Source organism: Polyangium jinanense (assembly GCF_028435265.1).
GTDB classification, from domain to species: domain Bacteria; phylum Myxococcota_A; class Polyangia; order Polyangiales; family Polyangiaceae; genus Polyangium; species Polyangium jinanense.
This window is the reverse complement of the sequence record NZ_JAGTJK010000122.1, coordinates 1-11,284: the sequence shown is the minus strand read 5'-3', so window position 1 is coordinate 11,284 and position 11,284 is coordinate 1. Positions and strand designations below refer to the sequence as shown.

Here is an 11,284-nt window from a genome sequence, read left to right as displayed (position 1 = left end):
TGTCGACAGGGAAGACGTCCCCAGCACGTACGGCAGCGCTGCTGTCTCCGCTGGCAACGCCGCTCGTGGTCTTGCCTCGGCCTGTTCGATGAACTGCGCATCGCGCAGTTCATCGACCCCGGGTCCAGCGCTTGCGCTGGTCCGGGGTGCAGGGGGCGGACAGCCCCCTGCTGGGGTGCGGGGCAACGCCCCGCTCCTCTCAGACGAGATGCCGCGCCACGGCCGAGCGATACGCTTGCCAGAGCGTGAGGGCTTCGGTCATCGCGTCGACGAGCGAAGCTGCGAGGTCACTCTGGGGCGGGACGTGGGCGAGGAGCATGTTCCACGCGTCGCGGCGATGCCCTCCCTCGACGGCGCGGTGGGCGCGGGCGAGGCGCATGCGCTCGGGGGGACAGCCGTAGTGCAGGACCATCGGGTGCGTGCGGATGACTTCGTCGATTGGCGGGAGGTTCCGTGTGCCTTCGAGCTCGGCGCGCTCGTGCACGCTGCCCTCGACGAAGATGGTGAGGACCGCGGCGCCGATCTGCCAGGGCGGGCTCGCGCTCACGCGGTCGAGCATCGCGCGGTAGGTGAGGGCCTCGGGTTCGAGCGGGATCGAGGGGTCTTCGATCGAGGCGCGATCGATGCTGAGACCGTCGATCATCTCCAGGAACAGGGCCGGGTGCGGGACGCCGAGGCTCAGCTTTCCGGTCTGCTCTTCGTAGAGGTTCTCGGCGAGCGCGATGCGCACGTCGTCGGGTGGTCCTTGGCCGAGGACACGCGCGAGCAGCACCGGGAAGTCGCGCACGTAGGTGCGGTATTCGTGGCGGAAATGCGCGGCGAGCGCGTCGCGCGAGAGGCCCGGCTTCGTGAGCTTCGGCCAGGCCTCGTGGTTCTTCTGGTCCATGATGGAAAGCAGGCGCTCGACGAGCACACCGCGCTCCCCCCTCGCGATCGTCATGGGCTCGATCCTCCTCGGATCGTTATGACGTCGAAGCGTCCGCGTGCACGCGATCGCCGCGTTACGCCGAGCCCGGCACGTCGTGGGCGTACGCGTCGAGGCCATGGCCTCGGAGCGTCGCTTCGACGAGGGCGAGCGGATGCGCGAGCGCGGGCTCGTTCTGCGCTTCGCCTCGCGTGATCACGAGCGGCAACGCGCGCGCGAGGAGGATGCGCGCGGCGCGATCGCGGAGCGCGTGCGCGAGGGGGAGATCGCTGGAGACGAGCTGGTAGGCGTGTGCGCCTGCGCGAAGGTAAAAGGCCTCGGCGCGGGCGCGCGTGGAGGAGGCAGGCGCGGCGAGGGTCGGATCCTCGGCGAGCGCGCGGGAGGCGGCTTCGATCCAGCGGACGGCGTGGCGCGCGAGGTCGTGCTCGGCGCGGTAGGTCGCGTCGATGCGGGCGCGACGGGATGCGTGCGATGCGAGCGCGGCGAAGAAGGGGCGGAGGAGCTCGACATCGAGGGGCGCGGGCTCTGCGAGGGCGCGTGTCGCGGCTGCGGGATCGAGGTCCGACGTCTCGACGGACGATGCGAGGGCCGCGAGCGCATGCGCCGTGTCGATCGGCGCGGGAGCGTCCACGACAGCATGCATGAAACGAACGAGATCGGCGCGGGTCCCGTGCTTGCCCGGCGCGAGCAGCAGCGTCTCCGGGAGCTCGACGATCAGGATGCCCTCGTCGAGATCCGCGGAGCTTTGCGCGCCTTCGGGGACGAGCAAAGCGCCTTTCGGCTGTGGATCGAGCGCGCTCGCGAGCACGCAGGCGCACTCCACCGCGGGCGCGACACGCACCGCCTCCCCATCGTCGACGAAGAGCGCGGGGAACGTCTGGCACCCGAGCGGTTTTACGTGTGCGCCTTGCGCCGCGTGCAAGCGGCAGAGCCCGCTGCCATCGAGGTACGCGCAGCGGCCGTCGACGAGCGGCACGGAGCTCGCTCCGCAGGCGGAGGAGCCTTGCAAAGGCGTGAACGCGCGTTCGGGGTGATCACCGGCGTCGAGCACGCGCGGCAAGAGCGCGCGGGCGTAGGCCTCCTCGACGGGCCGGAAGATCACGGAGGCATAAAGACGGCAGCAGCTCCCGCGACCGTCACACGCGAGGGAAAAGCCCGGCAGCGGATCGAGCCGTCGTGATGCGCCGCGGACCTTCGGTTCGGGCAGCGGCGCGACGCCTTCGGCAAGCAGGCCGGCCTCGTGCAGAGCGGCGAGGAACGCGCGCAGGGTCTCGACTTTCGCGAAGGTCGAGGCGCGCGAGGCCGCGGCCACGATCCCTTCGAGATCACGCGATCCGTCGGCCTGCGCGAGCAATCCCCACTCGCGCGCGCCGAGGCGGTATGCGAGGCCCGAGCGCTGATCGTGCAGGACCCAGAAGTCCTCGTCGCCCACGCGGTGACGCCGGACGACAGCGTGATCGGCGAGGCGGGGACGCGAGGGGAACAGCGCTGGCGACATGGTCAGTTGAGAGCCCAGTGCTGAACGTGTGCCTCGCTACCTGGATCCAACGTGCCCTGCGCTTTGCCGTGCGAGGTTCCTCGCGAGAGGCGCTGGCCGCGCAACCTGAAAAGCTTGCTGGATCCGGCTTCTACGAACCTGATAGCATGCGGCGGCAATGGCGCTCGATACTCAGACTGCCACTGGATCGGCTTCGAAGCTCGGCAAATACGAGTTGACGCGGGAGATGGCCGGCAGTGGCGTGGCGTCCACCTGGCTCGCCCAAACAGACGGAAGCACGAAGAGTTACGTCGTGCTTCGCCTGCACAAGCACGTGACGAAGAAGCCGGAGATCGCCGAGGCGTTCCTGCGCGACGCGAAGAACGGCAAGCTCCTCACGCACGCGAACGTGGTGCCGATGGTGGAGACGGGCGTCGGGGACGGCGAGATCTTCGTCGTGTCGGAACACTTCGAAGGCGAGACGCTCTCCTCGCTGGTCGCGAACGCGAAGACAGCCGGTATCCCGCTGCCGATCGCGCTGCGTATCGGCCTCGAAATGCTCGAAGGTCTGTCCGCGGCGCACGCGCAGGGCGAGCCCATCGCGCACGGCGAGCTGAGCCCGTTCCACGTGCTCGTGGGCAAGGACGGCGTGACGCGCGTCGGCGGATTCGGCTGGGCGCGGGCCCTCGCGAAGCTCGGTCCGCACGGGATCATGAAGCAGGATCGCCTCGCCTACGCGCCGCCCGAGCGCGTGAAGGCCATGAGCGCCGCGACGCCCGGCGCGCCGACGGGCACGATCGATCCGAAAGGCGACGTGTTCGCCGCCGCCGTGATCCTGTGGGAGCTCATCGCGAAGCAGCGCCTCTTCGCCTCGAAGATGGAGGCGGCCGTCGTGCAGAAGGTCCTCTCGGGGCCGATCCAGGAGCTGTCGTCCGTGATGATCGAGGGCCTGCCAACCTCGGTGGAGGACGCGCTCCCGAAGGCGCTCGAGCGGGATCCCGCGAAACGCGCGTCGCTCGACAGCCTGCTCCAGGCGCTGCGCAGCGTCCCGGCCGACGCAATCGCAAAGCCCGAGGAAGTGGGCGCTTTCGTGGAGAAGCTCGCCTCGAAGCCGGCGGCCGCGCCCGCCGTGGCGCCTGCCGCTGCGCCCGCCGCGTCGCCCGCCGTGGCGCCCGCCGCGCCGAAGCCCGCTCCCGCTGCGGCCGTGCGTCCGCCGCAGCCCACGGTCGCCGGCGTCGCTGCGCCCGGGGCAAACGGCAAGGCGCCGCTCGGCGCGAAGGCGCCCGCCGTGACGGCGCCTGCGCCCACGCCTGCCGCCGAGAAAAAAGACGCCGCGGAGGACAAGGCGGCCGTAGGCCCGACCGTGCCGAAGATCGGCGCCCCGAAGCCGATGGTCCGTCAGCGGACGCTCGTGGGCGGCGTGGAGCCGCCGAAGCCCGCGGGCCCGACCGTGCCGAAGCCCGCCGCGAAGGCCGAGCCCGCCGCCGAGGCGAAGGAGCCCGCGGAGGCGAAGCCTGCGGACAAACCCGCCGACAAACCTGAAGCCGCCCCGGCCGCGGAGGCGAAAAAGCCGGTCGTGCCGCCGCCGCCGAAGACCGCGCCGCCGGCGCCGGCACCGAAGCCGGGCATCCCGAAGCCCCCGGCCCCGCCCGTGGTCGCCGCGAAGCCCGAGGTGCCGAAGCCGCCGCCGCCGATCCGGCCCGTCGCGGAGTCGCTGCCCGGCGAGGACATCGAGATCGACGACGACTCCGGGGCCTTCGAAGCGCCGAAGATCGAGGCGCCGAAGGTCGAAGCGAAGGACGCGCCGAAGCCCGAGGCGCCCAAGGCCGAGGAGCCCAAAGCCGAAGCCAAGAAGCCCGAGGAAACGAAGGTCGAGGAGCCCAAGGCCGAGGACAAACCCGAGCACGTCGTGGTGACGAAGTCGGAGATGCCGACCGTCGTCACGAAGACGCCGACCTCCGGGCCTTCGCCGGCCGACGGCGACAGCTCCGAGGCGCCCGTCTCGCGCACGAAGGCGACCGCGCTCGATCGCCTCAAGCCCGGCAGCACGCTCGGCCGTTACGAGATCCTCCTGCGCGTCGCGAAGGGCGGCATGGCGTCGGTCTGGGCCGCGCGCCTGCAGGGATCCCGCGGCTTCCAGAAGACCGTCGCGATCAAGACGATGCTGCCGGACGTCTCCGACGATCCGGATTTCGAGACGATGTTCCTCGACGAGGCGCGCGTCGCGGCCCGTATCCGGCATCCGAACGTGGTCGAGATCTTCGACCTCGGGGAGCAGGACGAGATCCTCTACATCGTGATGGAGTGGGTCGAAGGCGACACGCTGAGCACGGTGCAGAAGGCGGCGAAGACCCTCGGCGGAATCCCGCAGAACATCATCCTGCGTGTCGCCTCGCAGATCTGCGCGGGCCTGCACGCGGCGCACGAGCTGCGCGACGACAACGGCGCGCTCGTCGATCTCGTCCATCGCGACATCTCGCCGGGCAACATCCTGATCTCGACCTCGGGCTTCGCGAAGATCGCCGACTTCGGCGTGGCGAAGTCACGCGGGCGCCTCTACGTCACGCGCACCGAGGGCCTGGTCAAAGGCAAGACGCCGTATCTCTCGCCCGAGCAACTCGGCGGCCTGCCGCTCGATCGTCGCAGCGATCTCTTCTCGCTCGGCGTGTTGCTCTACGTGATGGTCACGGGCCTGCACCCGTTCCGCGGGGAGACGGAGTTCAAGACCGTCGAGAACATCGCGCTGAAGGATCCGATCCCGCCGCGCGAGCTCGTCCCGAGCATCCACGCGGACTTCGAGAAGGTGATCCTGAAGGCGCTCGAGAAGGACCGGACGAAGCGCTACTCGACCGCCGGCGAGATGCAACGCGCGCTCGATCAGGTGTCCGCGCAGATCGGCACGCCGATCACGGACGAGGACGTCGCCGACTTCGTGCGCAAGGTGATCGGCGAGGCGAACGCGAAACGCGCGGCAGAGCTGCGCGCCGCGATCGCCGCGGCCGACGCGAGCATCGCCGCGGATCGCGCGAGCATCCCGCCGCCGATGACCAGCGAGCCGAAGGTCGACTCGAAGCCGGACACCTCGGCCAAGGCCGGCGAGAGCACGGACGTCCCCGTGACCACCGACGCCATCGCAGCGCTCCCCGACGTACCGCCCGCGCCGCCCGCGCCGCGGCTCGAGACGCTGCAGAGCGTGCCGGTTCCGATCGCCACGACCGCGCAGCCGGCCGCGAAGGACGACGACGACCTCCTGCTCGCCGCGCAAGCGTCGCAGAAGAAGAAGCGGCTCGTCATGGGCGTCGGCGCGCTCGCGGCCGTCGCGATCGGCGCCGTCGTGGCGTTCTCGGGCGGCGGGGACAAACCCGAGACGTCGACGACGACGGAGCAAGCGCCCACCACACAAGCCGCGCCGACGCCGCCGCCGACGGAGGCGAAGCAGCCCGAGCCGACGCCACCGCCGACGGCAACACCCGAGCCGCCGAAGCCCGAGGAGCCGAAGCCCGAGGAGCCGAAGCCCGAGGAGCCCGCCGTCGCCGCGCCCGAGGCGCCGCAAGCCGGCGGAAACAAGGCGCCGACCACGTGGAAGGCGCCCACCGTCAACACGACGAAGACCGTTCGTCCGCCGTCCACGGGGACGAGCAAGACGAACAAGACCACCAAGAAAACCACCAAGTTCGATCCCACCGGAATCTGAGCGCCGTGCGAACCAGAACAACCGCGATCGCAGCTCTCTTCGTTGCCCTCCCCGCGCTCTCGGTCCTCGGGCCGAGCGTCGCCCACGCGCAAGCCCCGGCCGCGGCGGCGACGCCCTCCGCGGCGGACATCGCCGCAGCCAAGAAGAAGTTCGAGAGCGCCTCGACCCTCTTCAAAGCCGGCAAATATCCCGAGGCCCTCGCGGACTTCCGCGCCTCGTACGACAAGGTGCAGAGCCCGAACTCGCACCTCTACGTGGCGCGCTGTCTGCGGGAGATGGGCAAGCTCGTCGACGCCTACCTCGAGTTCGAGAAGGTCACGGCCGAGGCCCAGACCGCCGGGGAGAAGTACGCGCAGACAGGCGAGACCGCGAAGGTCGAGCGCGACGAGCTGAACGCGAAGCTCACGCTCGTGAGCGTCGACGTCACGACGCCCGAGAGCGGCGCACGCCTGACCATCGGCGGTGTCGAGGTTCCTCAGGATCGCTGGGGCAAACCCTTCCCCGCGATGCCCGGGAGCGTGGACATCCGCCTCGAATCCGGCGCGAAGCCGGCCGCGTCGCAGTCGATCACCACGACCGCAGGCGAGTCGAAGACGGTGTCGATCGGCTTCGCGAGCCCGAGCAGCAGCGGCGACGGCAGCGGCGATGGCAGCGGCGGCGACGGCAGCGGCGGCGGCAGCGAGACGAGCGGCGGCAAGGGCATGTCGGGGATGCGCATCGGCGCGTTCGCGGCCGGCGGCCTCGGTGTCGCCGGCTTCGTCACGTTCGCGGTCTTCGGCTCGATGTCGAACACGACGTACGACGACCTCCAGGCGACCTGCGGCGGCCCGTGTCCCGCGAATCGGCAAGGCGACGTCGACAAGGGCAAGATGCAGCAGACGGTCGCGAACGTGGGCCTCATCGTGGGTGCCGTCGGCGTGGCCGCGGGCGCAACGCTCTTCGTGCTCAGCCTGAAGAAGGACAAGAAGCCCGAAGCCGCTCACACCGAGCTCGTCGTCGGTCCGGCCCACCTGGGCGTCCGCGGGACGTTCTGAGGCGCGAGGGCGCGCCCCTCTCAACGACGAACCGCGCAGGCCCAAGCTCCGCTATTCTCCTCTCCACGTCATGACCATCGTCGGCTCGCCGCCCGGTCGCGCCTCGGATCCCGCTGCGTCCCTGCCCCGCCCCGTCGTGCTCTGCATCGCGGGCGCGGCCAGCATCGTCGCGGTCATCGTGCTGGCCATCGCCGTCCGCACGTCCCCGTTCCCGGACCTCGACGAGGCCCGAGAAAACACGAGCGCTGCGAAGGATCCAAGCGCAGCGGTCGCGCCTTCCGACGACGACGACGACGAACCGCAGGCGGCGGCGCCGGCAGGCAACTCGCGCGAGCTCCGCGCGCAGCTCTCGAAGGAGGTGCGCGCGGGCAAGGTGAAGGACGCGGCGGCGACGCTGACGTCGCTCGTGGCCGCGGATCCGAGGTCGCCCGAGGACGCGGACGTGCGCAACGACATCCTCGAGCTCGCGTCGAAGGCGGCGTACCAGGGCGGCGCCGAGGCCGACAAGGTCTTCGAGGTGATCGGCTCGAAGATGGGCACACGGGGACCGGACGTGCTCTACGCGCTCGTGACGAGCAAGGGCGGCTCGAAGGCGGCCGATCGCGCGGTGGAGCTCCTGAAGCAGGACGACGTTCGAGCGCGCGCGACGCCGGCCACGCGGATCGCCTTCGACCTCTGGGCCGCGAAGAGCTGCCCCGACAAGGCTGCGCTGCTCGACAGGGCGCGCACCGAGGGGGACAGTCGCGCGCTCGGCTGGGTGGTCCTGATGGGCCGGAACTGCAAGATGTCCAAGGACCCGAAGCTCAAGGAAACGCTGGAAGCCCTCAAGTCGCGCTGATCGTCCGCGGCGCGGCCACGGGCCGGCGCGGGCGGGATCTCGGCGAGGCTTCGAAATGCAAAAGAGCCCGCCCCTCGCCGAAGCGAGGACGCGGGCTCTTCTGGCAAAACCCTCAGCGACCGCCGGGGGCCTTGCCGACCTTCGCCTTCTTGTCGCCGGAGTGGCCGTGGAAGGTGCGGGTCGGGGCGAACTCACCGAGCTTGTGGCCGACCATGTTCTCCGTGACGAACACGGGGACGAACTTGCGGCCGTTGTGCACGGCGAACGTGAGTCCCACGGCGTCGGGGACGATGGTGGACCTGCGGGACCAGGTCTTGATGACCTTCTTCGGGCCGCCCGTGGCCTGCGCCGTCTGGATCTTCTCCATCAGGTGGCCGTCGACGAAGGGGCCCTTCTTGATGCTACGCGGCATGGCTCAATCAACCCTTGGTTCCGCGCCGGCGGATGATCATCCCGTCGGTCCGCTTGTTGTTCCGAGTCTTCAGGCCCTTGGCGAGCTGCCCCCACGGCGAGCAGGGGTGACGACCGCCGGAGGAGCGGCCCTCGCCGCCGCCCATCGGGTGATCGACGGGGTTCATGGTGACGCCGCGGTTGTGCGGACGACGGCCGAGCCATCGCGAACGACCGGCCTTGCCGAGGGTGATGTTCGCGTGGTCGGGGTTCGAGACCTGGCCGATGGTGGCGCGGCAATCGAGGTGCACCTTGCGGATTTCGCCGCTCGGCAGGCGCACCTGCGCGTAGTCGCCGTCCTTGGCCATGAGCTGCGCGGCGACGCCGGCGGAGCGCACGAGCTGGCCGCCCTTGCCCTTCTTGACCTCGATGTTGTGGATCGAGGTGCCAGGCGGGATGTGGCGCAGCGTGAGGCTGTTGCCGGGCTTGATGTCGGCGTTGCGGCTCGCGACGAGCTTCGCGCCCACGATCAGGCCATCGGGGGCGAGGATGTAGCGCTTCTCGCCGTCGACGTAGTGGAGCAGGGCGATGCGGGCGGTACGGTTCGGATCGTACTCGATGGCGGCGACGGTCGCGGGGATGCCGATCTTGTCGCGCCGGAAGTCGATGATCCGGTAGCGCTGCTTGTGGCCACCGCCGCGGAACCGCGAGGTGATGCGGCCGTAGTTGTTGCGCCCGCCCGTCGAGGTCTGCTTCTCGATGAGGGAGCGCTCGGGCTCGGCCTTGGTGATTTCCTTGAAATCACTGACCGAGTAGTAGCGCCGCGCCGGAGAGGTCGGCTTGAAGTTCTTGATACCCATGGCTTACTCCGACTTCTCCTCGTCGAAGAACTGGATCTGGTCGCCCGGCTTGAGGGTGACGATCGCCTTCTTCCAGTTGTGCAGCTTGGCGTAGCCGCGCCCCATGCGCTTGTCCTTGCCGCGCATGACGAGCGTGTTCACTTCGACCACGCCGACCTTGAAGAGCGCCTGGATCGCGTCCTTGATCTGGATCTTGTTCGCGTCGCGGCGGACTTCGAAGATGACCTTGTTGCTCTGCTCGCGGAGCCGGCTCGACTTCTCGGTGAGGATGATCGGCCGACGAATGATGTGCTCGGGCTGCATGGCGTGTTCCTCTACCGAAGGCAGCGCGCTTCGAGCGCTTTGGCCGCCTCTTTCGAGACGACGAGGTGGTCGTGGCGGAGGAGGTCGTACACGTTGACGCCCTCCGGCGGCAAGAACTGGTGCGCGTCGAGGTTGCGGATCGACTTCACCAGCTTCTCGTTCGAGGCGCTGTCGACGACGAGCGACTTCTTGCCCGCCTGCAGGGCCCCGAGCGCGTCGACGATCGCCTTCGTCTTGATCTCGGGCAGCTCGAGGCTGTCGAGGACGATGAGGCGACCCTCCTTGGCGTACAGGGAGAGCGCGCTCTTCAGCGCGCCGATGCGCACCTTGCGCGGCGGACGGTAGGACCAGTCCTGCGGCTCGAGCGCGTGCGCCATGCCGCCGCCCGCGTGGTGCGGGGCGCGGATCGAACCCTGACGAGCGCGGCCCGTGCCCTTCTGGCGGTAGAGCTTCTTCGTCGAGCCCGCGACGGCGCTGCGCTCCTTCGTGGCCTTGGTACCAGCGCGACGCGAGGCGAGCTGGGCCTTGACGACCTCGTAGAAGAGCTGCTCCTTCACCTCGGCGCCGAAGACCTCGTCCGAAAGGTCGATCTCGCCGACCTGCTCCCGCTTGAGGTTGTAGACGTTGACTTTCATGGCGCGCTCCTAGCTCTTGATCTCGACGTCGACGCCGGCCGAAAGATCGAGCTTCATCAGGGCGTCGAGGGTCTGCTGCGTCGGCTCGATGATGTCGAGGAGCCGCTTGTGCGTGCGGATCTCGAACTGCTCGCGCGACTTCTTGTCGACGTGCGGGCCGCGGAGGACCGTGTAGCGACGGATCTCCGTGGGCAGGGGGATGGGGCCCGCGACGTGCGCGCCCGTTCGCTTCGCGGTCTCGACGATGTCGCTCGTGGACTTGTCGAGGAGCTGGTGATCGAACGCCTTGAGGCGGATCCGGATCTTCGTGGTGTCGGCCATGACGCTGCTTCTTCCCTTACTTGAGGATCTTCGTCACGATGCCCGCGCCGACGGTCTTGCCACCCTCGCGGATCGCGAACCGCATCTGCTCCTCGAGCGCGACCGGCGCGATGAGCTCGATGTTCATCGTGATGTTGTCGCCCGGCATCACCATCTTGACCCCCTCGGGGAGCTTGACGGTGCCCGTCACGTCCGTCGTCCGGATGTAGAACTGCGGGCGGTAGTTCGTGAAGAACGGCGTGTGACGGCCGCCCTCCTCCTTCTTCAGGACGTACACCTCGCCCAAGAACTCCGTGTGCGGGGTGATCGAACCCGGCTTCGCGAGGACCTGGCCACGCTCGATGTCGTCCTTCTCGACGCCGCGCAGGAGGCAACCGACGTTGTCGCCCGCGATGCCCTGATCGAGCAGCTTCCGGAACATCTCGACGCCCGTGACCACGGTCTTGCGCGTGTCCTTGAAGCCGATGATCTCGACCTCTTCGCCGACCTTGACCACGCCGCGCTCGATACGACCCGTCGCCACCGTGCCGCGGCCCTTGATCGAGAACACGTCCTCGATCGCCATGAGGAACGGCTTGTCGATAGCGCGCTCCGGCTCCGGGATGTAGCTGTCGAGCGCGTCGAGCAGCTCGCCGATCTTCGCCTCCCACTTGGGGTCGCCCTGCAGCGCAGGGAGCGAAGCACCACGGACGACCGGCGCGTTGTCGCCGTTGAAGTTGTACTTGTTGAGGAGCTCGCGGACCTCCATCTCGACGAGGTCGAGCATCTCCGGGTCGTCCACCGCGTCACACTTGTTGAGGAAGACGA

General features: G+C 69.3%; 11 protein-coding genes. 3 read left to right on the top strand and 8 right to left on the bottom strand.

Annotation, left to right across the window (positions count from 1 at the left end):
* Window positions 1-199: 199 nt before the first annotated feature.
* Window positions 200-940 (bottom strand): iron-containing redox enzyme family protein, encoded by a 741-nt coding sequence (locus KEG38_RS54320; protein ID WP_272429085.1) that lies wholly within the window; start codon window positions 938-940, stop codon window positions 200-202.
* A 61-nt stretch (window positions 941-1,001) separates the two neighbouring features.
* Complete coding sequence (locus KEG38_RS54315) at window positions 1,002-2,423, bottom strand: YkgJ family cysteine cluster protein (RefSeq protein WP_272429083.1); 1,422 nt, start codon at window positions 2,421-2,423, stop codon at window positions 1,002-1,004.
* A 157-nt stretch (window positions 2,424-2,580) separates the two neighbouring features.
* Here KEG38_RS54315 and KEG38_RS54310 point away from each other — a divergent pair, with 157 nt between their 5' ends.
* The 3 genes from KEG38_RS54310 (at window position 2,581) to KEG38_RS54300 (ending at window position 7,968) form a co-directional block, all read left to right on the top strand.
* Window positions 2,581-6,096: a protein kinase domain-containing protein gene (locus KEG38_RS54310; protein ID WP_272429081.1), complete on the top strand. Its 3,516-nt coding sequence runs from the start codon at window positions 2,581-2,583 to the stop codon at window positions 6,094-6,096.
* A gap of 5 nt (window positions 6,097-6,101) precedes the next feature.
* Entirely contained in the window at window positions 6,102-7,130 is a 1,029-nt protein-coding gene (locus tag KEG38_RS54305; protein ID WP_272429079.1) for a tetratricopeptide repeat protein, read from the top strand.
* Window positions 7,131-7,200: 70 nt separating this feature from the next.
* On the top strand, window positions 7,201-7,968 hold the full coding sequence (locus KEG38_RS54300; RefSeq protein WP_272429078.1) for a hypothetical protein: 768 nt from the start codon (window positions 7,201-7,203) through the stop codon (window positions 7,966-7,968).
* Between the two features lie 112 nt (window positions 7,969-8,080).
* On the opposite strand, the gene rpsS is transcribed toward KEG38_RS54300, so the two are convergent.
* The 6 genes from rpsS to KEG38_RS54270 all read right to left on the bottom strand — a co-directional run.
* The gene (gene rpsS / locus KEG38_RS54295; protein WP_136936256.1) at window positions 8,081-8,380 is read right to left on the bottom strand and encodes a 30S ribosomal protein S19; all 300 of its coding nucleotides are present in this window, start codon (window positions 8,378-8,380) and stop codon (window positions 8,081-8,083) included.
* A gap of 7 nt (window positions 8,381-8,387) precedes the next feature.
* A complete protein-coding gene (rplB, locus tag KEG38_RS54290) occupies window positions 8,388-9,218 on the bottom strand; it encodes a 50S ribosomal protein L2 (protein WP_272429077.1) in 831 nt (276 codons plus the stop codon).
* A 3-nt stretch (window positions 9,219-9,221) separates the two neighbouring features.
* On the bottom strand, window positions 9,222-9,521 hold the full coding sequence (locus KEG38_RS54285; RefSeq protein ID WP_272429075.1) for a 50S ribosomal protein L23: 300 nt from the start codon (window positions 9,519-9,521) through the stop codon (window positions 9,222-9,224).
* Between the two features lie 11 nt (window positions 9,522-9,532).
* Window positions 9,533-10,156 carry a 50S ribosomal protein L4 gene (gene rplD, locus KEG38_RS54280; RefSeq protein WP_272429073.1) on the bottom strand — a complete coding sequence of 208 codons (624 nt, stop codon included), beginning with the start codon at window positions 10,154-10,156 and terminating at the stop codon, window positions 9,533-9,535.
* A gap of 9 nt (window positions 10,157-10,165) precedes the next feature.
* The gene (gene rpsJ / locus KEG38_RS54275) at window positions 10,166-10,477 is read right to left on the bottom strand and encodes a 30S ribosomal protein S10 (protein ID WP_012233476.1); all 312 of its coding nucleotides are present in this window, start codon (window positions 10,475-10,477) and stop codon (window positions 10,166-10,168) included.
* A 16-nt stretch (window positions 10,478-10,493) separates the two neighbouring features.
* On the bottom strand, window positions 10,494-11,284 hold a 791-nt coding region (locus KEG38_RS54270), incomplete at its 5' end, for an elongation factor Tu (RefSeq protein ID WP_272421791.1).

Bases quoted from the DNA above. Each gene is read 5' to 3' on its own strand.
- rpsJ (WP_012233476.1), bottom strand. From the start codon at position 10,477: ATGGCCGACACCACGAAGATCCGGATCCGCCTCAAGGCGTTCGATCAC.
- KEG38_RS54315 (WP_272429083.1), bottom strand. From the start codon at position 2,423: ATGTCGCCAGCGCTGTTCCCCTCGCGTCCCCGCCTCGCCGATCACGCT.
- rpsS (WP_136936256.1), bottom strand. From the start codon at position 8,380: ATGCCGCGTAGCATCAAGAAGGGCCCCTTCGTCGACGGCCACCTGATG.
- KEG38_RS54310 (WP_272429081.1), top strand. From the start codon at position 2,581: ATGGCGCTCGATACTCAGACTGCCACTGGATCGGCTTCGAAGCTCGGC.
- KEG38_RS54300 (WP_272429078.1), top strand. From the start codon at position 7,201: ATGACCATCGTCGGCTCGCCGCCCGGTCGCGCCTCGGATCCCGCTGCG.
- rplD (WP_272429073.1), bottom strand. From the start codon at position 10,156: ATGAAAGTCAACGTCTACAACCTCAAGCGGGAGCAGGTCGGCGAGATC.
- KEG38_RS54285 (WP_272429075.1), bottom strand. From the start codon at position 9,521: ATGCAGCCCGAGCACATCATTCGTCGGCCGATCATCCTCACCGAGAAG.
- rplB (WP_272429077.1), bottom strand. From the start codon at position 9,218: ATGGGTATCAAGAACTTCAAGCCGACCTCTCCGGCGCGGCGCTACTAC.
- KEG38_RS54320 (WP_272429085.1), bottom strand. From the start codon at position 940: ATGACGATCGCGAGGGGGGAGCGCGGTGTGCTCGTCGAGCGCCTGCTT.